The sequence below is a fragment of the Peribacillus sp. NPDC097284 genome, from assembly GCF_044761765.1.
Classification (GTDB): domain Bacteria; phylum Bacillota; class Bacilli; order Bacillales; family DSM-1321; genus Peribacillus.
The window spans coordinates 18,837-42,396 of record NZ_JBIWCZ010000010.1; the positions used below are offsets into that span (position 1 = coordinate 18,837).

At 38.8% G+C, this 23,560-nt stretch carries 21 protein-coding genes; 15 read left to right on the plus strand and 6 right to left on the minus strand.

The genetic code is table 11. The annotated features are described in order from the left end of the window. Positions 1–150 precede the first annotated feature (150 nt). A complete protein-coding gene (locus ACIQXU_RS16160) occupies positions 151–771 on the minus strand; it encodes a cupin domain-containing protein (RefSeq protein ID WP_402868490.1) in 621 nt (206 codons plus the stop codon). Positions 772–1,030: 259 nt separating this feature from the next. On the opposite strand from ACIQXU_RS16160, the gene ACIQXU_RS16165 reads away from it, so the two are divergent. Further along, a complete protein-coding gene (locus ACIQXU_RS16165; RefSeq protein ID WP_402868492.1) occupies positions 1,031–2,923 on the plus strand; it encodes an OPT family oligopeptide transporter in 1,893 nt (630 codons plus the stop codon). After that, complete coding sequence (locus ACIQXU_RS16170; protein WP_402868494.1) at positions 2,913–3,275, plus strand: PqqD family protein; 363 nt, start codon at positions 2,913–2,915, stop codon at positions 3,273–3,275. The genes ACIQXU_RS16165 and ACIQXU_RS16170 overlap by 11 nt, the downstream gene beginning before the upstream one ends. A 474-nt stretch (positions 3,276–3,749) precedes the next feature. Here ACIQXU_RS16170 and ACIQXU_RS16175 read toward each other — a convergent pair whose 3' ends face one another. Both ACIQXU_RS16175 and ACIQXU_RS16180 read right to left on the minus strand, forming a co-directional pair. Then, the gene (locus tag ACIQXU_RS16175; RefSeq protein WP_402875257.1) at positions 3,750–4,931 is read right to left on the minus strand and encodes an NAD(P)/FAD-dependent oxidoreductase; all 1,182 of its coding nucleotides are present in this window, start codon (positions 4,929–4,931) and stop codon (positions 3,750–3,752) included. Positions 4,932–4,974: 43 nt separating this feature from the next. Beyond that, positions 4,975–5,418 (minus strand): DUF1641 domain-containing protein, encoded by a 444-nt coding sequence (locus ACIQXU_RS16180; RefSeq protein WP_402875259.1) that lies wholly within the window; start codon positions 5,416–5,418, stop codon positions 4,975–4,977. A 1,157-nt stretch (positions 5,419–6,575) separates the two neighbouring features. Here ACIQXU_RS16180 and ACIQXU_RS16185 point away from each other — a divergent pair. The 8 genes from ACIQXU_RS16185 (at position 6,576) to spoVK (ending at position 15,874) form a co-directional block, all read left to right on the plus strand. Beyond that, the gene (locus ACIQXU_RS16185) at positions 6,576–8,192 is read left to right on the plus strand and encodes a thiamine pyrophosphate-binding protein (RefSeq protein WP_402875262.1); all 1,617 of its coding nucleotides are present in this window, start codon (positions 6,576–6,578) and stop codon (positions 8,190–8,192) included. Between the two features lie 273 nt (positions 8,193–8,465). After that, a complete protein-coding gene (locus ACIQXU_RS16190; RefSeq protein ID WP_402875265.1) occupies positions 8,466–10,226 on the plus strand; it encodes a SulP family inorganic anion transporter in 1,761 nt (586 codons plus the stop codon). Positions 10,227–10,250: 24 nt separating this feature from the next. Further along, a complete protein-coding gene (locus ACIQXU_RS16195; RefSeq protein WP_402875268.1) occupies positions 10,251–10,601 on the plus strand; it encodes an ArsR/SmtB family transcription factor in 351 nt (116 codons plus the stop codon). A gap of 417 nt (positions 10,602–11,018) precedes the next feature. Beyond that, positions 11,019–11,474: an SMI1/KNR4 family protein gene (locus ACIQXU_RS16200; RefSeq protein WP_402875271.1), complete on the plus strand. Its 456-nt coding sequence runs from the start codon at positions 11,019–11,021 to the stop codon at positions 11,472–11,474. 269 nt (positions 11,475–11,743) lie between these two features. Beyond that, positions 11,744–13,054 carry a sensor histidine kinase gene (locus tag ACIQXU_RS16205; protein WP_402990818.1) on the plus strand — a complete coding sequence of 437 codons (1,311 nt, stop codon included), beginning with the start codon at positions 11,744–11,746 and terminating at the stop codon, positions 13,052–13,054. Between the two features lie 274 nt (positions 13,055–13,328). After that, positions 13,329–14,312 (plus strand): tRNA (adenosine(37)-N6)-dimethylallyltransferase MiaA, encoded by a 984-nt coding sequence (gene miaA, locus ACIQXU_RS16210; RefSeq protein WP_402875277.1) that lies wholly within the window; start codon positions 13,329–13,331, stop codon positions 14,310–14,312. A gap of 3 nt (positions 14,313–14,315) precedes the next feature. Further along, complete coding sequence (hfq, locus tag ACIQXU_RS16215; RefSeq protein WP_034313436.1) at positions 14,316–14,549, plus strand: RNA chaperone Hfq; 234 nt, start codon at positions 14,316–14,318, stop codon at positions 14,547–14,549. A 368-nt stretch (positions 14,550–14,917) separates the two neighbouring features. After that, on the plus strand, positions 14,918–15,874 hold the full coding sequence (gene spoVK / locus ACIQXU_RS16220; protein ID WP_402875280.1) for a stage V sporulation protein K: 957 nt from the start codon (positions 14,918–14,920) through the stop codon (positions 15,872–15,874). A gap of 42 nt (positions 15,875–15,916) precedes the next feature. Here the strand turns inward: spoVK and ACIQXU_RS16225 are convergent, their stop codons facing one another. After that, positions 15,917–16,525: a trimeric intracellular cation channel family protein gene (locus ACIQXU_RS16225; RefSeq protein ID WP_402875283.1), complete on the minus strand. Its 609-nt coding sequence runs from the start codon at positions 16,523–16,525 to the stop codon at positions 15,917–15,919. A gap of 163 nt (positions 16,526–16,688) precedes the next feature. On the opposite strand from ACIQXU_RS16225, the gene hflX reads away from it, so the two are divergent. The 4 genes from hflX to glnA all read left to right on the plus strand — a co-directional run bounded on the left by hflX (position 16,689) and on the right by glnA (position 21,211). Continuing rightward, entirely contained in the window at positions 16,689–17,942 is a 1,254-nt protein-coding gene (gene hflX, locus ACIQXU_RS16230) for a GTPase HflX (RefSeq protein WP_402956391.1), read from the plus strand. A 13-nt stretch (positions 17,943–17,955) separates the two neighbouring features. Beyond that, the gene (locus ACIQXU_RS16235) at positions 17,956–19,224 is read left to right on the plus strand and encodes a methionine gamma-lyase family protein (RefSeq protein WP_402990821.1); all 1,269 of its coding nucleotides are present in this window, start codon (positions 17,956–17,958) and stop codon (positions 19,222–19,224) included. Positions 19,225–19,434: 210 nt separating this feature from the next. Next, positions 19,435–19,839 carry a MerR family transcriptional regulator gene (locus ACIQXU_RS16240; protein ID WP_402875291.1) on the plus strand — a complete coding sequence of 135 codons (405 nt, stop codon included), beginning with the start codon at positions 19,435–19,437 and terminating at the stop codon, positions 19,837–19,839. A gap of 37 nt (positions 19,840–19,876) precedes the next feature. Further along, positions 19,877–21,211, plus strand: a complete 1,335-nt coding sequence (gene glnA / locus ACIQXU_RS16245; RefSeq protein WP_402875294.1) for a type I glutamate--ammonia ligase — start codon at positions 19,877–19,879, stop codon at positions 21,209–21,211. 107 nt (positions 21,212–21,318) lie between these two features. Here glnA and ACIQXU_RS16250 read toward each other — a convergent pair whose 3' ends face one another. Next, on the minus strand, positions 21,319–22,476 hold the full coding sequence (locus tag ACIQXU_RS16250; RefSeq protein WP_402990824.1) for a tyrosine-type recombinase/integrase: 1,158 nt from the start codon (positions 22,474–22,476) through the stop codon (positions 21,319–21,321). Positions 22,477–22,553: 77 nt separating this feature from the next. Next, positions 22,554–23,195, minus strand: coding sequence for a LexA family protein (locus tag ACIQXU_RS16255; protein ID WP_402990826.1), 642 nt, complete (start codon positions 23,193–23,195; stop codon positions 22,554–22,556). Between the two features lie 135 nt (positions 23,196–23,330). Here ACIQXU_RS16255 and ACIQXU_RS16260 point away from each other — a divergent pair, with 135 nt between their 5' ends. After that, positions 23,331–23,555 (plus strand): helix-turn-helix transcriptional regulator, encoded by a 225-nt coding sequence (locus tag ACIQXU_RS16260; RefSeq protein WP_402990829.1) that lies wholly within the window; start codon positions 23,331–23,333, stop codon positions 23,553–23,555. Positions 23,556–23,560: the final 5 nt, after the last annotated feature.

The window sequence follows — 23,560 nt, forward strand, 5'->3', positions numbered from 1 at the left end:
TAATAAATATTTTAAAATAGTATTTTTTCATTCGTATAGATATTTATCTGTTATTTTATGCATGAATTAATTAAAATATACCATTAATATAAATATAAGGATAATATTTTAGTTATTTATGGGATTTTATATTATTTTATTAAAATAATACTAATAATATGGTAAAGCTGATGGATTTTGATTGTAGTATGGGCTACCGTACCATTGGTTTAGATAGTGCCATGATTGATTGGAATGATTATTCCCATTTCTGTTATAGGTTACGGGTGGGCCAATGAAAGTCGAGGGCTGAACGGGTGACACCGTTTTTTTCCATTGGTTTTCATCTATGGAATAAGTGTGGGCCATGATATCCGCTGGCGTTAATTTCAAGATATCCGATCCAAGAATGACTTCAGGGATAGGTGCATTAAAAATAGCAAGTAAATGTGTTTGGTCCATGGTAGCCACTTCATAATGCCACCAGCCTTGTGGGACGTTCGCTACTTGGCCGGGAGTAATGGGGTAGTTCTGAATGAGCTTTGTATATGGATTCAGAATGGATACTGTAGCGGCCCCGGAGATGCAATAAACTAGCTCAGCTGCATTTTGATGGTAATGAGGTTCGATGATATTATTGGCACTTAAGAATATATCGAGTAAAGAAGTATTCTCCAGGGTGTTCAACTGTGAAATGCCCAATACATTTATATAGTTCAGATTATCTTTTTTTACTAAAGTACTTTTATTTACATCGAAGGTAAATAGAGTCGAAGGTGATGCATAATCCATAGGTATCCTTCCTTTACGATAGTGTTGGTTTGAGCAGGATATGTGGTTTACCATTAGAATGTGCAAATGCCCATGATAAAGATTGTAGTTAGAAACCAAAGTCTTTCAAAATAATATTCTTATAAAATATCATTTAACTGAATTTTCCCTATTGTCTTATTTAAGAATAAGCAGAATTTTCCCATTGCATGAATAGAAATTACAGTGATATAATAATTCCTGTGTTTTTAAAGTTAAAAAGATATAGGAAGTGTCTAAATTGTCTAACAATTCGAAAGAGAGCAAATTCGTCCCGTACGTTTCTGCTTCGAAATCTTTACCCGAATTAACTGTCACTGCAATTATTCTAGGTATAATTCTTGCCATCGTTTTTGGAGCAGCTAATGCATATTTAGGTCTCCTTATTGGATTGACGGTTTCCGCATCTATACCCGCGGCGGTAATTTCAATGGCAATCCTGAGAGGGATTTTTCGACGAGATTCCATCTTAGAAAACAACATTGTGCAAACGATGACAACAGCAGGTGAGGCCATTGGGGCCGGAGCCGTTTTTACTATCCCAGCATTATTTATGTGGGGGATGGATGTTAGTCAAGCGTTAATCCTATTCATTGTTTTAACTGGTGGATTCCTTGGGGTCTTCATGATGGTCCCCCTTCGTCAGCTTTTAATAGTAAGGGAGCACGAAACATTACCTTATCCTGAGGGTACGGCATGTGCCGAGGTATTGAAATCAGGAGAAAAAGGCGGTTCTAGCGCTAAATTAATCGGAGTCGGTTTAGTAATCGGTGGTGTGGTTAAAGCGCTTGGAGATGGATTCAAGCTATTTAAAACGGAAGTGGAAACAGGTATCACTGGTTTTAAAAATGCAGTAGTCGGCCTTGATGCATTTCCTTCTCTATTGGGTGTCGGGTATATCATCGGTCCACGTGTTGCGGGTCAAATGATCGGTGGGGGTCTATTGGCTTGGGTCGTCCTTATACCGGCCATTAGCTTCTTTGGTAGTGGTAGCTCTACACCTATATTCCCGTCAGAAGTTCCTATCGGTGAACTGGACGCTTGGGGAATTTGGGATAATTATATTCGGTACATCGGAGCTGGAGCAGTTGCGACTGGGGGCTTAATCACACTGATTAAGACATTGCCCACTCTATTCAGTTCTGCTTTTGCAACGCTGAGAGGCGTGCAAGCGAATAAAGGTCAGCTTAAAGCCGGGCTAATTCGTACTGAAAAAGACATTCCTGCTAAATTCGTGTGGTTAGGGATGCTTATTGTTCTTTTGATCATTGCCTTTGCACCTGTAACGGAAGTAGGTATCATAGGCGCAGTTGCAATCGGTATTTTTGGGTTCTTATTCGTGACGGTCGCTTCAAGGATTGTTGGGATTGTCGGAAGCTCTTCATCCCCTACATCTGGGATGACCATTGCGACACTACTAATTGTAGCGCTTATTTATAAGGCAACAGGCTTCACTGGCATGGATGGCATGATAGCTGTAGTAACGGTTGCTGCAATCGTTTGTACGGCACTTGCAGTGTCAGGTGACGTTTCTCAAGATTTGAAAACAGGTTATATTGTCGGTGGTACGCCATGGAAACAACAAGTTGCGATGATGATTGGTGTCGTTGCATCTGCAGCTGTCATTGGCTTTACCTTAGTGTTAATGGATAATGCTTATACAATGGGTTCTGCAGAACTTCCTGCACCTAAAGCGGCCTTGATGAAAATTCTTGCTGAAGGTGTTCTTGGAGGAGACTTACCTTGGACCCTTATCTTCATCGGAACGGCGATTGCCATTACTCTAGAGTTCTTCGGTTTGAATTCACTTAGTGTGGCAGTTGGGATTTACTTGCCAGTTCATACGAGTGCGCCAATCATGATCGGTGGATTTGTACGTTACTTCGTTGAACGTTTTTCTAAATCTAAAGAAGCACGTAAAGCAAGAGTAGATAGAGGAACATTGTTCGCGTCCGGTTTAATCGCCGGTGAATCATTGATTGGAGTGCTTATTGCAGTCTTAATTGCAGTGGGAGTAAAAGTTCCAGCCGTAGCGGTGATAGCGAGCAACCTAATACCATTCTTACTTTTCCTTGCTTTAGCTGGAGTACTTTGGTTTGTATCTAGCAAAAGGAATAAAGAAGATGTTTCGTAAAAAGCAAAAATCAAAGAGGAACCTGTTAACTATGGTTCCTCTTTTGGAAAGTCGTGTCACCCTAGAAATGGATTCTTCTTCGGACTTAGGATTTTTGATTATCCAGAGAACTAACTTCATCGAGAGACTGACGATTCGTTTCTTGAAGCAAAGGGCATTTCGTAAAATCAAGCTAGATAAGTTTGGGAGATTTGCCATTGAACAAATGGCATATCGCAAGAATGTTCAAGCGATTTCGGAAGCGATGATTGAACACTTTGGGGAAGAAGCCGAACCGGCCTTACCACGACTTGTGAAATTTTTTGAAATCCTTGAAGTTCATGAATGGATCATTTGGGAAGAAGAAAAATAAAAAACAAGCTGAAGCATGCAAATCGCGCTTCAGCTTGTTTTTTTGCTTTTTCATGAATGAGGGGTAGCGAAATCAATAGCTAAAGGTAATTCGAAAAAATTTCTTAATAACGGCAGAGAGTAGGTTGTAGGGCTGATCGTCATGTTTGGTATTTGTAAAAGGAGCATATTCTGTAAATGTTAACGTATATGATTTCATTCTTGATGGGTTTGTATGGGAAATGTAACAGGGACGCTAAAGAGGGTGGCACCAGGCCTGAATTTAAGGTCCGGCAAAAATGCCCTCAGTCTATACTTATTGTATTGCCTTGCCATACTACGGAGGAGGGGACCATGTTCTATCATTTATTAATTCGTCAATAGATTCCTAATCTATCAATTGGTGGAATTGAAAAATCCAGTTTCCGTCTAAGGACAGAAACTGGATTTTTCTCAGCGTCTACTTATTTACAAATGATTAAGTTCAGTGTTGAACTTAATAGACCAAATTGTAAAGCGCTTTGATATGAGTAAGATAACGGATGTTACTAGCTTCCTTCATTAAAGTGGCAGGTAAGCCTTTAAGTTCAGTGTTGTTAGCCCCAACTGTTGCTACACCATCTTTACGACCTAAGCTGGCAAGTGTTCCAGAATTGATAGGTGCGAATTTTTCTAGTGTTTTACCTTCAAATGCTGCATATAGGTTGTAACCGACTAGTTCGCCCATTTGCCAAGCGTTTTGTGCGGTTGGTGCGTATGGACGTCCACCTTCTGGAGGGAAGGCAACGGCACTATCGCCAACAACGAATACGTCATTATGAGACTTGGATTGAAGATATTCATTGACAGTTGCTTTACCACGGTCCACTTCAAGACCTGATTCCCCAACGATAGGAAGAGCAGCGACCCCACCAGTCCAAACAAGTGTATTAGCCGTGATGGTTTGTCCATCTTTCAATTCGATAACATTGCCTTTGACACCTGTTACAGGAAGGCTAGTTAAGAATTCGACCCCACGTTTTTGTAGACTTGTCATTGCGCGTTCAATTAATGAATCCGGTAATACAGGAAGAATCTTTGGACCAGCCTCGATAAGCTTGATTTTCAAGTCTTTGTAGTCTACGCCAAATTGTTTTGCAATTTTAGGGAAATGATCTACGATTTCACCGATTAATTCAACGCCAGTTAATCCACCGCCGCCGATTACAATCGTTGCGTCCGCTTCATTTTTCGTAATGGAATATTCACGAATGCGATCTTCGATATGTTTGTAAACTTTGTTTGCATCATGTACAGATTTTAATACCATGCTGTTTTCTTCAAGTCCTGGAATGCCGAAGAATCCTGTTTGGCTTCCTAAAGCAACAACTAAAGCATCGTAAGTTAGAGTAGAACCATTAGCAAGTTTAACTTGTTTTTTATCCACTGAGAAAGATTCAGCTTTGGAAATGACAAGGTCGATGTCTTTTCCTTTGAAAAGTTTTTCTAACGGAATGGCAACAGCTTGTTCAGAAACTGATCCTCCTGCTAGACGATGAAGTTCTGTGATAATTTGGTGTGTTGGGTATTGGTTAACCACTGTAACTTGTGCTTCATCTTTATTTAAGTATTTTCGAACCGTTAATGCAGATAGTAATCCGCCGTATCCTGCACCTAAGATGACGATATGTTTTGACATTTGTTAATCCCCCGTCCTAACTGGTTGAATGATAATAATAGAATTAGTTTTGGTTCTTACGTTCTGCAGAGATTTCAAGGAACGCACTTGCGAAACGGAAAAGTTTTTGCGCTTGTGGATCTTTCATCATACGTAGTAAACCGAAAAGACCAATGACTTCCGTACTTTCTTCAGCCCGGTCCTTTGCTTCGATTGCATTCGCAGCAAGGCCCTTTACAGAAGATACAACTGGTGTTGCCATTTCTGAAATAGCACTGACTGTATCATTTTTCAATACTTCATCAGTTGCAACAGATTGAGCAAAATCATATGACTTTGTCAAAATATTAACCAATTCCGTTAATTTTGGTAATTGTTCTACTAAATTATTCAGTGATTGTTGAACCTCAGGGTTTAAAAGTTGATCTAGGATATCTCTTTGTTCCTGGCTTGCAGAGATATTAAGTGTTTCGTTTTCAGGTTTTGATTTTGAGACTACATCTGCCATATCTATTTCCCCTTTGCGTTGAACTTAATTTGCTAATTAGGATGCAAAGTCACATTACTATCGAAGTCAGAAACTATAACTTTGAAAATCTCTTTAAAAAGTTATCGCTACTAGAGGCCCATACTGATATGTAGTTCCTTTGATAGAACCTATTAACTTACTGAACTCACGTGTCTCTATCCTAACACTCCTAATCATACGTCTACCGACTGTTAATTTCAAATAGTTTTTTACAATATGAATATAACTTAAAGTTATTATTTATGTTCGTGTAAGCCAGGGGACATTTTTCGTGGTATCATCGGGAAACTTGAATATCTTCTATATTCTCCATTTTTATGGTTTTTTTGAGAATTCACCTTAGAAATAGGCTTCATTCCTATAAAATACCTATAATTTTCTTACTTTTTTGTATTTCTTTTAGTTTTTACGAATAAACTCTCTAAAATCAGGGTATAAGATATTACTTGTATTGGAGATGATGCCTTTGATCAAACGTCGATTATTAAAAGTTCATGGAGAAATGATTCAGATTTCCTCCAGATATTCTAAAAAGCATAACAAATGGAATTGTACGGCCAAACTTCCCAATAGTTCGCTTATCGCATATTGTCGAGATAAAAACAGGATACGTGCAGAAACTGTGTCCATGAGTAGGTTAATAATTACTTATGATGATTATAAAATCATATAATCAGGATGAACGTACTTTATAAATAGTAAAAGGGCACTCAATCATTTTTGATTGGGTGCCCTGGCCTGCCCTTTTTAATTAACGCTTTATCTTGTAATTCCTTAAATGTTCATTTCCATCATGAAATGATGTTGTTTTTCCATACATAATACAAGCGGGGATCACTGGATAAAAAATACATGGCTATCTTTCGTATATCCTCAATATTAATTATTTCATGCATTATCAGTATCCTTTTTTTAAAAAATATTTTGTATGTTGCTATAGTGATATACGTAATAGAAAGATGATGAGAAATCCATACAAGTATAAAAGCTATCTGTTAATGCTCAGATGGCTTTTTTGATAGAACTAACTATAAAAAAAATAAAATTCAATACATTTGTTTAAAAGAAAGGAGATTAGTGTAAAAAATAATAGGATAAATTAACGCAAGTAATAAAAACGAGAGGGTTGAAGGATTTTGGAGCATTCTAAGAATACAGTTGCCGAGTTAATCATTCAACAATTACAACTCATGAATGTGAAAAGAATTTATGGAGTGGTGGGAGATACGATAATTGGACTGATTGATGCACTGTCGAATCAAGAAAATATTAAATTCATTGCTGTTAAGCATGAATCGGTAGCCGCTTTAATGGCTTCGGCGGAGGCCAAGTTAACAGGGGGATTGGGTGTGTGTACCGCGACCATGGGACCTGGGGTCACTAATTTGCTTAATGGACTTGGTGATGCCTATTCCGATAAAGCACCGGTGTTGGCCATAACAGGGCAGGCTCCGAGTGATAAAATAGGAACGGATTTTCAACAATATGTGAATCAACAGGAACTTGTGAAGCCGTTTGCTTCTTATAGTGTGAATTTGACCAGCCCGGATGCCATTATTGAAGTGATGCACAAAGCGGCCCAAAAATCGCTTGGCCAGAGAGGGGTTACTCACCTTTCCATACCCAAGGATTTTTTCGATAAAAAAACGGAAGTGCGACCAAGGCGTTTACCTTTACTTGTTAAAAGTACTTCCTCGCTGGAAGAAGAAAGCAAGAATCGGATTCTTGAGGTAATGAAAACAGCGAGACAACCTATGATACTGGCTGGAGCCGGTGCCCGTGGTGCTTCAGAAGCGATTGAGATGCTTGCGGATACGTGGGGTGCTGCCATTCTTACTAGCCTTGGGGGTAAGGGCGCTTTCGAGGCAAACTCTCCAAATCTTTTACAAGGCATCGGGGAAGGCGGCAATCCATATGCGAAGAGCGCCTTCCTGGAGGCTGACGTCGTATTGCTTGCCGGTGTTACTTGGTGGCCCGAAGGATATGTGCCAACCGATGCGAAGATTATACAGATAGACAGTAATTTTGACAAGATCGAAAAAAGCATACCCGTAGAAATCGGTATTAAAGGTAATACTGAAGAGGTTATTCCTCAATTGAATCTTGGATTAAAAGGGCACAACAAGAATGATGAGTGGGTCGGTCGTTGCCGGGAAGTGAAAGAATTATGGTCAGCGCAATTGGAACAGGAAGGCAATAGCGAAGGTTCTCCTATACACCCAGCAAGGATTATTCGAGCGATTGAAAGGACGATAGATCCAGATGCGATCCTGGCAATCGATACTGGGGATGTAACTGTTTGGACGAATAGAATCTTGCGCCAACAAAACCAAAGGGTTCTATTTTCAGGATATTGGAGAACGATGGGGTTTGGTCTTCCAGCTGCAATGGCTGCCAAATTAGCCGAACCGGAAAAACAAGTAGTAGCCGTTGTCGGTGACGGAGGCCTTCAGATGACACTTGCTGACTTACTGACAGCCAAACGATACGGCATTAAGATTACCATCTTCGTACTCAATAATGAATCACTACAAATGGAACGGGATAAAATTAAAGCTGAGGGAGGGGATGAAGTGGGCGTGGGTCTGACAAATCCTGATTTCGTAAAGGTAGCAGAAGCCTGTGGATGGAAGGGTGTGCATGTCGAAGAGGATAACTCCTTGGAAGCATCCATCACAGAAGCTTTGCAGTCAGAGTTACCCGCTTTAGTCGATATCCGTACAGCTCAAATCTTTTTCCCTGAAACAGAATGAAAGGACAATTACGTACAGGGAAAATATATAGTGGAAGGAAGTTAGTAAAAAGAGGCATTTGACCAATGGGTTAAGTGCTTCTTTTTTTGCCAAATATATATAGAAAGGACCCATTAAAAGGTACTGTATCAAAAATAAATGATTCACGCTTCCTACTGAATTACCCCCTTCTTTAAAATGACCTTTGACAAAAAGAAGAGAAAGGGTTAAATTCTAATAATCGTATATTCAAATAATCAGATATACAAAAATAAAAAAAGGAAGTGCTTTTTTATGAAGCGAAATTGGCTTATTGATGGAAGATACAAAGATTATTCTTTTCAATCTTTACAAAAAGATTTTATAGCTGGACTCGTAGTCGGTGTAATTGCCATTCCATTAGGCATGGCATTTGCTATAGCTTCAGGTGTAAAACCTGAATATGGGATATACACGACAATCATTGCCGGAGTATTGATTTCCCTATTAGGGGGTTCGAAATTTCAAATAGGTGGGCCAACAGGTGCGTTTATCCCGATTTTATTTGGGATTGTAATGACATATGGGTTTGAAAACTTATTAATTGCTGGATTTTTAGCAGGAATCATCCTAACCTTAATGGGGATTTTTAAATTAGGCTCATTAATTAAGTTTATTCCCAAACCTGTAACGATTGGGTTTACCGCTGGGATTGCTGTCATCATATTTGTGGGCCAGGTTCCGAACTTTCTGGGATTGTCTGGTGTGGAGAAACACGAAGAATTCATTAATAATGTAAAGGAAATATTCATGCATATTCAAAGCATGAACATGTACAGCGTATTAACCGCAGGTATTTGTTTAATGGCTGTTTTAGGCACACCTAGGTTCTTTCCAAAGATTCCAGGGCCACTAATCGGCATTATCTGTTCGACATTGGTTGCCACTTTCTTATTTCCGGGTCAAGTAGCAACGATTGGTTCAACATATGGGGAAATTCCAAATAATTTGCCACAGTTCAAATTTCCTGAGATTACTTTAGATCGCATTCAACTTTTAATTAGACCCGCGCTTGTCATAGCCATGCTAGGAGCAATAGAATCATTATTATCAGCAGTCGTGGCAGACGGGATGTCCGGTAGTAAGCATAATAGTAATAAGGAATTGATTGGTCAAGGCGTTGCTAATATAATTACGCCTCTATTCGGTGGAATCCCAGCGACAGGTGCAATCGCAAGAACGGCTACCAATATTAAAAACGGGGCTGTTTCCCCGGTATCCGGTGTGGTTCATGGCATAGTCGTCCTCTTGGTTTTAGTGCTGTTTGCACCGTACGCCTCAAAGGTGCCGTTGGCAAGTATGGCTCCGATATTGATGGTGGTTGCTTGGAATATGAGTGAGAGGCATCTTTTCTTTAATATGGTCAAAATCAAAACGACAGATTCACTCATTCTAGTTATAACATTCTTATTGACGGTATTTGAAAATTTAACCAGCGCCGTAGAAGTGGGGCTTATTTTAGCCGTCCTTTTATTTATAAAACGAATGAGTGATACAATAGTAACTGAAAAAGTATTGCCTAATCCCAATAATAAACATCAACAGGTTGATAGCCGAGTAGTTACATCTACGCATGATTGTCCACAGATTAGTATATATAATGTGGAAGGGCCACTCTTTTTCGGTGCAGCCCAAACTTTTGAACAGTCTATTATTGGGACAACCCATTCCAAACCAAAGGTACTGCTTTTAAGAATGGGACAAGTCCCATTGTTGGATACCACTGGTGAGTCTTATCTTTCTAACATCGTTCATCATTTTTCTAAACACGGTCTCGTTTTGATTTCTGGAATCAAACCACAACCTAAAACGCTTCTGATCAAAACTGGCTTATATGAAGTAATTGGGAAAGATCATTTTTTTGATCATACAGGAGTAGCGATTGATTACGCTCTTGAACAGTTAAATAGGAATAAGTGTCTTGGCTGCAAGCACTTTGCCTTTAGAGAATGTTCGGCTTTATCAGGGGATCTCACCAAAGGTATTGAGGAAAGAAGACGGGCCTTTTCCAGTTAATTAAATTGAAGAGGAGAATTATCATTGAATCTTGAGATGCAACAATTTAAAGCGGAGTTTTTTAAGGCACTTGCACATCCCTTGAGAATAAAAATTCTCGAGTTATTGTCAGAAGGAGATAAAAACGTAAATGAAATCCAAAATCTCATTGGTAGTGAAGGATCCGCAGTTTCCCAGCAGCTAACCGTTTTACGAGCGAAAAATATTGTCGTAGGAACGAAAGATGGAAATCGCGTGGTCTATTCACTAAGAGACCCCATGATTGTGGAACTTCTTTCAATAGCACGTCAAATATTTAATAATCACTTGGTAGATACGATTTCAATGCTAGATAAAATAAGTGAAAATGAGGAAAAGAATAGAAATAAGTTGTAACTGAGGCTGGGGGATGTTGACATAGCAACGTAAAGATGAACTATGTCAACACCTTTATTTTTCCTTTTTATTTGCAGAAAATACTGAAAAAAACAAACGAAATTATGTTAATATATTTTAAGAAAGTGGTATAGGATAAATATGGGGAATAATAGTTATAGTGAAGTTTTCTTTTACAAGCAACGAGTGGGAAATTTGATGAAAACGTACTATTTCCCCAAGAATTATGAAAATCTACATGGTATAGTACAATTATAATTAGAAATTGTTATTTATTGTAAAAAGAGATATTAAAGGGGCTATTGAAAGACAACTGCAATCAACATATATCTTCGGAGTTATCCCCTGGTTACATTTAAGTTTAGGCATATAGGTGGCTAATGTAGTTTTTTATTAAAACGAACTGGAGTTGATAGGATGAGGAAAATCACTGGATACGGCAAAGCAACACAGGAAGCGGTCAATAACTTTGAGAGGTATGTCGGTTTCGAGATTCCGGCTGATTATAAACATTTCCTCCTTGAATATAACGGAGGGACCACTACCGTTCAAAATGGTAAGTTTTATGTAGAGGCATTGGACACACTTGTATCGTTAGACGTGTTATATGGGTTGGATATCGATAGTGAACAGCTTGATTTACAAAAGTTGCATGAAAATAATAAAGATGGTTTACATACAAATTGCATTATAATCGGCAACGATACCTGTGCAGGAAAAATCCTGTTGATAAACAATGATGAAGAACAAGGAATCTTCTTTTGGGATCAGGGGTGGTACGCAGATCCCTCCAGTCAGGATGAAAATATTTATAAAGTGGCAGAAAGTTTCAAATCCTTTATCGAGGGACTAAAAATCCCTGAGGAAATTTAAATGAAATCAATTAATAAAGCATGATAGTCGAAAAAAGGACCCTGGACCATTAAAGATTAATGGTCCAGGGTCCTTTCACACTTGTTGAAGTCTAGAAAAAGGAATATTTAGAACGTTGTGTCATTATCTTATTTATTCATTTTGTGATTAAATATACCTATGATAATCGATATAAAATAAGTTTACTATATTTCTTTCTCTGTAATTATAGTAAAATTATAGTATAATATCCGATTTTCAACTTCAAGAGATGGGGTATATAGAATTTTATGAAAAATAAAAAGGTAAAAGCATTCATTATAATGATATTCCTATTGTTACTTGGATTTGTCCTTCTTAATATGTTTACTTCTTATTTAAATATCAAAAATACTGTTCAAAGGTCTGTGGCCAATCAAAATCTCTTGGTTGCTAAGTCTGTTGCTAGTACGTTGGATATAGAAGCCTATAAACGCTTTCTTAAAAACCCAGTAAAGAGCCAAGAATATGAGGATATTAAAGCCTATTTAGAGAATGTCCGTGAAAATGTTGGCGTTGTACACATCTATACTTTAAAAGTGGAAAACCCCCAAGAGTCAAGGACCATGATTGCAGGTCTCCCAGAAAACGTTAAAAGAGAACCTGAAATTGGGGAACTATGCACGGTCCCCGAACGCCAGGTCAGACAGGCTTATAAGGGAGAAAACTTCATCACGGATATTCTGGATGACCCCATATATGGGAAGTATATGACTGTAGGAGTTCCCATAAAGGATAAGGAAGGCTCCGTAATTGGTTTTTTAGGAGTGGATGCGAGTGCTGAAGATATTCACGCAATAAGCGATGAGGTTATCAATAGCAGCATTTTTAATCTGATTTATTCGGGCGCTTTTGTCATTATCCTGGCCATTGCTTTTACAATCATGCAAAGATGGTATCGAAAAGAGTTGATACGAGAGGTAGGGGATACTGAGGATACGTACAGGGCGGAGTTTCAATCTCTTATGGCATCTGTTCGTTCCCTAAGGCATGACTTCTCCAATCACATTCAGGTCGTACACGGTCTTTTAAAACTTGGAGAAAAAGATAAAGCATTAGAATACTTAACAGGTCTCTCTAAGGAGATCCATACCATAGAATCCATGGAAATGGACGTTACACACCCTGGGTTATCGGTGCTGTTGGAAACGAAAAGGCTGTCTGCCCAAAACTATAATATTGATATAAGCCTTGATATTTCTCCGGATTCTTTCGATACGATTAAGACGATAGATTTAATTAAATTGTTATCAAATATAATAGATAATGCCATAGAAGCTACGATTGAAATACCTGAGCAAGAGCGGCGTATGAATATCATTTGTAAAAAGGATAAAGGAAAATATAGATTCACCGTTACGAATTCAGGACAGATGATTAGTAGGGGGGATCTGGAAAAGATTTATATAAGTGGATTTTCCACTAAAAAGAAAGAAAAAGGAAAAGAGCGTGGTCAAGGTCTGTTTATCGTTAAGGATCTAGTAAGAAGATACAACGGTGAGATATCAGTAGATTCGAATGAAGTAGAAACGACTGTAACGGTCTTAATACCTGTGGAATGAAGTTTTTACAAATAGACCGCCCAAAAAGTGAGATGCTTTATTTTGTTAGGGATGTTTAGGGGCATGAACCCGTTTATGGGATCATGCCCTTAGTCATGTGGATTTACAGACAGTACTCCAAGCGTTGAATCAGAACCTTCGCTAACTTGTTAAGGAGATATATTCGCCGATGTGAATAAATGAGTAAGGAATGGATATAATGGTTAGATGTTTAACTGCTTTTGTGGCGTTTTGTGATAAGATAAAAAAAAATCATATAAGGCAGTGAATAAAGTTGACACAACAAAAAGGAAAACTTCTAGTCATTATTGGACCGACGGCAGTAGGCAAGACGAAACTGAGCATTGAGTTGGCCAAGCGATTTAATGGAGAAATAATCAGTGGGGATTCCATGCAGGTTTATAAGGGAATGGATATTGGAACTGCAAAGATCACAAGAGAAGAGATGGAAGGCATTCCCCATTATCTACTTGATATAAAGGGGCCGGATGAACCATTCAGTGCAGCTGAGTTTCAGAAGCGGGCAAATGCTTGCATTGAGGATATTCAGGGCAGAGGCAAACTCCCTATCATAGTAGGAGGCACGGGTTTATATATTCAATCGGTAATCTATGATTATCATTTCTCTGAAGCGCCATCCGATCCTCTATATAGGGAACAGCTCGAAAAACAAGTCAACGAAGCAGGAATTGATCCTGTTTTTGACCAATTGCGGAGTGTGGACCCAGAAAGTGCTAAAAGAATACACCCTAATAATGTAAGAAGGGTGATTCGTGCACTTGAGATTTACCACTGTACAGGAAAAACAATGAGTGAGCAGATGAATCAACAACCCACGGAAATGAAATATGATACATGCATAATAGGACTGACAATGGATCGGGACAAGTTATATGAACGTATTGACCAACGAGTTGATGGAATGGTGGAAGCCGGATTGATTGAAGAGGTACAATCTTTTTATGATCAAGGATTGAGGGATTGCCAATCGATACAGGCAATTGGTTACAAAGAGATATACGACTACTTTGAAGACCGGGCTTCGGTGGAAGAAGCGATCGATTCTTTGAAGCAAAACTCACGCCGATATGCAAAACGTCAATTGACCTGGTTCCGAAATAAAATGGATGTAATCTGGTTTAATATGACGGACATCGAAGGGTTTACAAAAAAAATAAATGAAATATCTGGATTTGTAGCAGGAAAGCTTTTCAAAGAAGGCGAATACATAAATTTAGAGAGAAAAGAGGAGGACTAAATCATGAAGCAATCCGTAAATATTCAAGACCAATTTCTTAATCAATTACGAAAAGATGGGACGTATGTGACGGTTTTCTTATTAAATGGTTTCCAAATCAGGGGCCAGGTTAAAGGGTTTGATAATTTCACTGTGTTATTCGAATCCGAAGGTAAGCAGCAATTGGTATACAAACATGCTATATCCACATTCGCTCCACAGCGTAATGTTCAAATTGATTACGAAGTGAAGGAATAACCATATACATGATAGCAAAATGACAGGCGGCCCACAGGGCGGCCTGTTTTTTTGTGCTAAGAGCTTGTATCTTTTTCAAGGATTCGATTATTTTACTTGTTCGTTTTGAATATATATATGGAAGGAAGAATCATTTCTCGGGAAAGCGCAGGAAATGACATGAATGAAAGAAATGATGAATAGGAGATAAATTGTCGAAAGCCCCTTTATAGACAAGAAAGCTAACTGAAAAACCCAATATTTACAAAAGTAAATTAGACGGAGATATTGGCGAAGGGAAAACATAAAATGACCCGAAAGGTCCGTGTGTGTTTCATGTTAAATGAATGGTTTAAAAGTTTAGGGTCCAAGATGGAGAGGTGAAGACATTGGAACAACCGATCCGTATGAAAAATAACGGGCAAATCAATATCGTTTTTAATGCGGAAAATAGAAAATCACTACAGAAAGATTTGCCGGTCAAAGAAGTGTTGGTCCAAGAAATTCCCCAACAACATGTGGCTTTGAAGGAAATAGAAGACGAACTGAAGGCACTGGTTGGAATGGATGAGATGAAACGCATGATAAAGGAAATATACGCTTGGATTTACATAAACAAACAACGTGAGACCAGAGGGCTGAAGACTGGTCAGCAAGCACTTCACATGATGTTTAAAGGGAATCCAGGAACAGGTAAGACTACCGTTGCCCGATTGATTGGTAAGTTGTTTCAAAAGATGAATGTCCTTTCTAAAGGGCATTTGATTGAAGCGGAACGCGCCGATTTGGTCGGTGAATATATTGGTCATACAGCCCAAAAAACACGTGATCTGATTAAAAAGGCAATAGGTGGCATATTATTTATCGATGAGGCCTACTCTTTGGGAAGAGGTGGAGAGAAGGATTTTGGCAAAGAAGCGATAGATACGCTTGTCAAGCATATGGAAGATCGCCAACACGAATTCATCTTAATCTTAGCAGGTTATTCTCGTGAAATGGACTATTTCCTAAGTCTCAATCCAGGGCTTTATTCGAGGTTTCCACTAGTCGTCGATTTTCCGGACTATACAATCGATCAGTTAATGGAGATAGCTGGCCTCATGTTGCAAGAGCGTGAATATATTATGAGCCGGGATGCCGAAAGGAAGTTAAAGGAACATTTGATTGTATTACGTTCCGATCGTGGAGTGGTGTCGTTTTCTAATGGACGTTATATTCGGAATGTACTTGAAAAATCGATAAGGGCGCAGGCCATGCGCCTATTAATAGAAGATACGTTTGAAAAGGTCGACCTGCTTACACTGACCAGTCAAGATCTCGTTTTTGAGGATGATGAGAAGGAGTGACAACAGAAAGGCCCGCCATTAAACGTGGCTGGCCTTTCGCATTTATATTTTCGGGACCCATTTTTTATTAGGAAGGTGCCAATTGTAGGTGTAAGATAGCACGCGGAATAAAGTGACGAAAATAAAGAGTGTGTATAAATGCCATGCTTGTGAGAAAAGTCCACTGCCTAGAGCCAAACCTGCGATGATTGCCCAAACGGCATAGATTTCTTTTCTAAAGACTAACGGTTTTCTCCCGGCAAGTACATCCCTGATTATTCCCCCACCACAACCGGTTAGTGCCGCGGACACGATAATGGCGCTAATTGGATGATTTAGTTCCACTGCATACATGGCACCTTGGATAGCAAACGCAGAGAGTCCAATGGCATCACTGAAGTTTCCCCATCTGTCCCAATGCCTTGATAGATTGGTAGGGAAAAGAAAAACGATGGTGATTGAGACCAGGGCGACGGTGAAATAGAGGCTTTGATCCCAAAGCGCAGATACAGGCACGCCGATTAAAAGGTTTCGAATCGCGCCTCCCCCGAAAGCCGTAACAATTCCTAAAATATATACTCCTAAAATATCATACTCTTCTTCCATTGCAATGATGGTTCCACTTATGGCAAATGCAATTGTACCAATGAAGGTTAATACTTCCCACGTCATATCCTTTTCCCTCTATGTCATTTCAGATTTATGGTAAAGCCAAACTTGATTTTAGCATGTTACGGGTGATATTAATATGGTTACTGGCCCTGTTTTCAGGAAAATTTTATATGTGGCCATTTATTTGGTATGATGGATGAAAATTGTTTAGGTGGTGTGTGAATTGGAACAGGCAATAAGGGAAACCGCTGTATTGATTGGTTGTCAAACGACAGAGGATGAGGAGCATTTCCGCTATTCACTGGAGGAGCTGGCGTCGTTAGCTAAGACAGCAAATGGCGAGGTATTGATGACCATTACACAAAAAAGAGAACGGGTTCATCCGTCTACATATATAGGCAAAGGGAAAATAGAAGAACTACAAAACCTGGAAGCGGAATTGGAGCCTGATTTATTCATTTTCAATGATGAATTATCACCGAGTCAAATCCGGAACCTTTCTAAATTCCTCGAGGCGAGGGTGATTGACAGGACTCAGCTTATACTGGACATTTTTGCTCAGCGAGCCAGGTCGAGGGAAGGTAAGCTCCAGGTGGAACTTGCCCAGCTCCAATATTTAATGCCCCGTTTAGCCGGGCAGGGTACAGCCATGTCCAGATTAGGAGGCGGAATCGGTACGCGGGGACCGGGAGAGACGAAGCTCGAAAGTGACCGCCGTCACATTCGAGGGAAAATTGATGAAATCAAGCAACAACTAAGTGGAATCGTGAAGCATCGTGAGAGGTATCGTGAAAGGAGAAAACGAAATAAGGCGTTTCAGGTTGCTCTGGTTGGTTACACGAACGCTGGTAAATCAACCTTGTTCAACCGTTTGACAGAAGCGGATTCTTTTGAAGAAAACCTGTTATTCGCCACTCTCGATCCAATGACGCGAAAAGCGATTCTTCCTAGCGGCTTCACTGTACTAATGACCGATACCGTCGGTTTCATTCAGGATTTGCCGACTTCCCTGATTGCAGCCTTTCGCTCGACATTAGAGGAAGTGAAGGAAGCGGACTTGTTGCTCCACGTTGTCGATTCGTCTAGCTCGGATTATTTTAATCATGAGAAAACGGTTCACAACCTATTAAATGACTTAGATGTCTCTTCCATTCCCCAGCTAACGTTGTATAATAAGAAGGATAGGGTTCACGTCGACTTTTTAAGGTCTTCCAGTAATGATTCGTTATTAATCAGTGCCTATGACCAAAAAGACCTGGAAACAATCATGGAAGAAATTGAAAAGTACGTCATTGAGAAAATGATACCGTATAATGTTTTCTTACCTTCCAGTGAGGGTAAACTACTATCACAGCTGAAAAATGAAACCATTTTGCGCACTCTCTCCTTTAATGAAGAATCGGAAAGATATGAATGCAAAGGTTTTTGTCTAGCTGATCATTCAATAATTGGACAGCTAGAGAAATACTCATTATAAAAGGGGAATTTGGATGTATCAGCAGTTAAAGCATGGAGAAGTCTTAAAAACAATCGCCCAAGAAGTCGAAGCGACGATTTTTCCATTACATAAGCAAGTAGATGAAAGAATCGAGACCAATCAATTTCGCGTATTGCAAAGCTATCAGAAGCACCGTGTGAGTGATTCGCATTTTAACCCAACAACAGGATATGGATATGATGATATCGGACGTGATACGCTCGAATTAATATATGCCGATGTTTTTGGTGCGGAAGCAGGACTGGTTCGTGCTCAAATCATTTCAGGTACACACGCCATATCCACTGCCTTATTTGGGATTTTACGTCCAGGCGATGAATTGCTATACATAACTGGAAAGCCATACGATACATTAGAAGAAATTGTCGGGATCAGGGGTTCTGGAATTGGGTCCTTACGCGATTTTCAAATAGGTTATGATGCGGTACCGTTAATGGAATCGGGAAGTGTGGATTTTGAAGCCGTCAGACAAGCGATCAATCCGAAAACGAAAATGATAGGCATCCAACGCTCAAAGGGCTATGCGACTCGTCCTTCCTTTACAATCGATGAAATAAAGGAAATGATTTCTTTCGTAAAGGAAATCAATCCAGAAATCGTTGTTTTCGTGGATAATTGCTACGGCGAATTTGTGGAAACGGAAGAGCCTTGTCATGTCGGGGCAGATCTTATGGCGGGTTCTCTCATTAAAAATCCAGGTGGCGGAATTGTGAAGACTGGCGGATACATTGTCGGTAAAAAAGATTTAGTTGAAGCGTGTTCCTATCGTTTGACGTCCCCAGGTATTGGAGCGGAGGCAGGGGCTTCACTATATAGCCTACAGGAAATGTACCAAGGATTCTTCCTTGCCCCACATGTCGTCGGGCAAGCGATAAAAGGTGCGATGTTCACAGCAGCCTTTTTAGAAAAAATCGGGATGAATACATACCCTCGTTGGGATGCAAAACGTACCGATTTAATTCAGTCTGTCCAATTCGATGATAAAGATAAAATGGTGGCTTTTTGCCAGGCAATTCAATATGCATCCCCAATTAATTCACATGTTACTCCATACCCTGCTTATATGCCAGGGTATGAAGATGATGTAATCATGGCTGCAGGAACATTCATCCAAGGAGCTAGCATTGAACTGACGGCAGATGGACCGACAAGGCCTCCTTATGTTGCCTATGTTCAAGGTGGCTTAACATATGCCCATGTAAAAATGGCTGTATTGACCGCGGTGAACTCGTTAATGGAGAAAGAATTGATACATTTGTAACGTGAGATGGTAGCCGTTAGTTTAAGAAATACACTTCGTGAGAACCCAGCATGTCTGGATTCTCATGAAGAAAAATAGTCATAATATTCAATGGGTTACAAATCATTCAATTTTTATGAATAATTTATGTCATAAAAGGTAACATCACCTTGACATATTAAATACCATATACTATGATTATATCAAGATAAACAAAGGAGGATGCAAAGAATGAGCGGCAACAACATTCGGCGTTCTATGCCTCTTTTTTCCATCGGAATTGTGATGCAGCTGACTGATTTGTCTGCACGTCAAATTCGATATTACGAAGAGCATCAATTAATTACTCCTATGAGAACAGACGGAAACCGGCGCGTTTTTTCTTTAAACGATATTGATAGACTCCTTGAGATTAAAGACTTGATCGAACAAGGCGTCAATCTCGCTGGCATTAAGAAGATATTTACTGTAAAAGAACAAAATTTACCGAAATCACAAGATCTTGAACAGGCGGAGAAAATAAGACGTGACTTAAGTGATGACGAATTGCGTAAGCTTTTACGAGCAGAGCTTCTCCAAGGCACTAGAAATCGCACATCTCTCCGACAAGGTGATATGTCGCGTTTTTTCAAATGAAATATCAATATGAACTATTATTTAGGGGGAATTGAAAATGGCAAAGTTTACACGTGAAGATATTACTCGTTTAGCAAAAGAAGAAAATGTAAAGTACATTCGTTTGCAATTCACTGATATCCTAGGAACAATCAAAAATGTAGAAATTCCAGTTAGTCAATTGGAAAAAGCACTTGATAATAAAATGATGTTTGATGGATCTTCCATTGAAGGTTTCGTACGCATCGAAGAATCAGATATGTATTTGTACCCTGATTTAGATACATGGGTGGTTTTCCCTTGGACATCAGAAAAAGGTAAAGTTGCTCGTCTGATTTGCGATATCTACAATACAGATGGAACACCTTTTGATGGGGACCCTCGTGCTAACCTAAAACGAATTCTCGCTGAAGCAAGAGAAATGGGCTTCACGAACTTTAACTTAGGACCTGAACCTGAATTCTTCTTATTCAAACTAGATGCTCAAGGCGAACCAACTCTAGAATTAAATGATAAAGGTGGATACTTTGACCTTGCACCTACTGACTTAGGGGAAAACTGCCGTCGCGATATCGTTCTTGAACTGGAAGAAATGGGCTTTGAAATTGAAGCATCGCATCACGAAGTTGCCCCAGGACAACACGAAATCGATTGGAAATATGCAGACGCTGTATCAGCTTGTGATAACATCCAAACATTCAAATTGGTCGTTAAAACGATTGCCCGTAAACATGGTTTACATGCAACGTTCATGCCAAAACCACTATTCGGTGTGAATGGTTCAGGTATGCACTGTAACGTATCTCTATTTAAGGGAAGCGAAAATGCTTTCTACGATAAAGAAGGTAAATTAGAATTAAGCAAAACAGCTGAACAATTTATCGCGGGTATCATCAAACATGCACCAAACTTTACAGCGGTAACTAACCCAACTGTTAACTCATACAAACGTTTAGTACCTGGTTATGAAGCACCTTGCTATGTTGCTTGGTCCGCTAAAAACCGTAGCCCATTAATCCGTATCCCGGCTTCACGTGGAGTAAGTACTCGTGTTGAGGTACGTAGTGTCGATCCAGCAGCAAACCCATACCTTGCACTTGCGGTCATCCTAAAAGCGGGTCTAGACGGAATCGCAAATAACCTGACTCCTCCAGCTCCAGTGGACCGTAACATCTATGTCATGAACAAAGAAGAACGTGAAGCAGAAGGCATCATCGATCTTCCATCTACTTTATACGCTGCATTAGAAACATTAAAAGCGGATAAAGTCATCAAGGATGCTCTAGGTGACCATTTACTTGAACACTTCATCGAAGCAAAAGAAATCGAGTGGGATATGTTCCGCACACAAGTTCACCCTTGGGAACGCGAACAATATATGTCTACTTATTAATAGTACAAACCCTTGGCCCCTCTGGTGTCAGGGGTTTTTCTTTTATGGGCAGTTTATTAAATTTGTTGGGTTGATAATTACTGCCCATGAAATGCCCATAAATGTTTTTATTCGAGGACATTCTTCATGTGCTCTTCGAATTTGTTCATTGCATCTTTTTCAAGCTTTTTACTTATGTGCGAATATACATCAGAAGTGATCTGCATACTGCCGTGGCCTAGTCGTTCTTGTACATATTTCATACTCGCTCCTGCTTCCAATTGTAAAACAGCATGTGTGTGTCGCAATGAATGTATGGGTAAGGATGGAAGGTTAGCTTGTTTTAATATGCGAGCAAAAGAATTAAAGAGACTTGATTTCGGTAAATAACTTCCGTCGTTTCTACAAAAGACCAAATTAAGATCATGCTGATACATTTGGTTTAATGCAATTTTATTTTGATTTTGGTATTTTTTGTGGAAATGTAAATCATTAGCGAATCCATGACTTATAGTGATGATGCGCTTCGAACTGAAATTTTTTGTATCTCCAAATATCTTACTTTGATCTTTACTTGCTTCTTTGAAATCAAGTGATTTATTAATGTTAATTGTTTTCTCTTTCAAGTTTATATCTGTCCACTGGAGCGCAGCTGCTTCACCTTTTCTTAAACCCGTTTCAATGAGTGCTTTATAAAATAGCCAATAAGAATAATCATACTTATAAGCAATCTGTAAAAATTCAGCTATATGTTCTGACTCGATAAATTGTATTTCCCTCTTTTTTTTCTCTCCTCTTATTTCGACCCCAGCACATGGGTTTTTTTTAACTTTTTCGAGAACAATAGCTTTTTCAAAAGAGTTAAACATAGTTTGGTGTATAATTTCAATTGTCCGTCTACTATAACCTTTTTGTGCAAGTTGATTGATAAACTTCTGATACAAAATAGGTCTAACATCTTTTAAAAGTACGTTTTTGAAATAAGGAATGATATGATTTTTAATGTTTTGCTCATGCAATTCAAACGTGTTTTTAGCTACCGATCCTTTTTTATATTCCTCTAACCATGTGTGTAAGTATAACTTCAAAGATTCATCTGTTTGTTCATAACCTTCACGAATCAATCTTTCTGCTTCTTCAGCTGCTAGTTTAGCCTCTGTCTTACCAGTAAAACCTTTCTTTGACTTTTCTTTAAACTTTTGAGTTAGTGAATCTTTATATACAATTCGATATTCCCAAAAATCTTTATTAGAACCTTTCTTTTTATATTTATGAAAACTAGCCAACTAAAAACCTCCTTTTTAAAGAGGAGGGCCGTCGCCCACCTTTGTTGATTAAATTGCTAACGTTAGAAATTTAATACTCAATCGTACATTTTTATTGCTTGTACCACTTTTCCTAATATTCGAACATGGTCTTTTTCAATGTTATAAGTTTTTTCTTCATAAAAAGGATCGGTACTGGAAGGGATTAGTGTGATGTTATCTTTATCAATATTAACTTTTTTAACTGTAGCGTCATAACCGTTAACTAAAACTACACCAATCTTACCGTTCTCAAGATAATTAGTTTTTTCAACGAGGATAAGTGAGCCGTCACTGAATTCTTTATTCATGCTGTTACCATTGACTTTAAGATAAAAATATTCTTTGTTTTTATCAACCATCGAATGTAATGTAGGCATATAGGCTTCTATATATTCCTGGGCAAAATTAGGCTCTCCAGCCGGGATATTCCCATATACACCAATTAATCTAACTTTATTTTCATTTGAAAATTCAAAGGATACTTCATCCGTTTCTTTTGAGGATGAATCTTCGATTAGTTCAGATAATGGGATATTAAAGCAAGTAGCCATTAAGCTTAATTTATCCATTAAGGGTTTGTTTCGACCAGATTCCCAAGCTGAAACTGACGTTGGAGCTACTTTTAAAATCCTCGCTAGTTCTTCTTGTGTCATTCTACGTTCTTTCCGAAACTTTTTAATTCGTTCCCCAATGTGCATTTTTTTTCACCTCCTCCTCATAATATACACTATGAGTGAACACGAGTAAACTTAAAGTGAATATTAATTCCAAAAAATAGTTGTTAACTACACTTCAAGTGTGTTATTCTATTTTTAGACAGGAGGTGACAAGATATGACAAACATTAAATTCACTATTAAACAGGCAAGAAAGTATAAAGGTTTCACTCAAGAAGAAATGGCAAAAGTCTTGAGAATGACAAAAAGAACCTATATTGATTATGAACAATATAAAATTCCTTTACGTATTGATAAGGCTTTTTTGTTTGCGGAGTGTGTAGGATTCTCAATTGACGATATAATTTTTTTTGATCCTCAACTACACTTCAAGTGTAGTTAGGTGCA

Bases quoted from the DNA above. Each gene is read 5' to 3' on its own strand.
- ACIQXU_RS16160 (WP_402868490.1), bottom strand. From the start codon at position 771: ATGGATTATGCATCACCTTCGACTCTATTTACCTTCGATGTAAATAAA.
- ACIQXU_RS16170 (WP_402868494.1), top strand. From the start codon at position 2,913: ATGTTTCGTAAAAAGCAAAAATCAAAGAGGAACCTGTTAACTATGGTT.
- ACIQXU_RS16175 (WP_402875257.1), bottom strand. From the start codon at position 4,931: ATGTCAAAACATATCGTCATCTTAGGTGCAGGATACGGCGGATTACTA.
- ACIQXU_RS16180 (WP_402875259.1), bottom strand. From the start codon at position 5,418: ATGGCAGATGTAGTCTCAAAATCAAAACCTGAAAACGAAACACTTAAT.
- ACIQXU_RS16190 (WP_402875265.1), top strand. From the start codon at position 8,466: ATGAAGCGAAATTGGCTTATTGATGGAAGATACAAAGATTATTCTTTT.
- ACIQXU_RS16200 (WP_402875271.1), top strand. From the start codon at position 11,019: ATGAGGAAAATCACTGGATACGGCAAAGCAACACAGGAAGCGGTCAAT.
- ACIQXU_RS16205 (WP_402990818.1), top strand. From the start codon at position 11,744: ATGAAAAATAAAAAGGTAAAAGCATTCATTATAATGATATTCCTATTG.
- hfq (WP_034313436.1), top strand. From the start codon at position 14,316: ATGAAGCAATCCGTAAATATTCAAGACCAATTTCTTAATCAATTACGA.
- ACIQXU_RS16225 (WP_402875283.1), bottom strand. From the start codon at position 16,525: ATGACGTGGGAAGTATTAACCTTCATTGGTACAATTGCATTTGCCATA.
- ACIQXU_RS16235 (WP_402990821.1), top strand. From the start codon at position 17,956: ATGTATCAGCAGTTAAAGCATGGAGAAGTCTTAAAAACAATCGCCCAA.
- ACIQXU_RS16240 (WP_402875291.1), top strand. From the start codon at position 19,435: ATGAGCGGCAACAACATTCGGCGTTCTATGCCTCTTTTTTCCATCGGA.
- glnA (WP_402875294.1), top strand. From the start codon at position 19,877: ATGGCAAAGTTTACACGTGAAGATATTACTCGTTTAGCAAAAGAAGAA.
- ACIQXU_RS16255 (WP_402990826.1), bottom strand. From the start codon at position 23,195: ATGCACATTGGGGAACGAATTAAAAAGTTTCGGAAAGAACGTAGAATG.
- ACIQXU_RS16260 (WP_402990829.1), top strand. From the start codon at position 23,331: ATGACAAACATTAAATTCACTATTAAACAGGCAAGAAAGTATAAAGGT.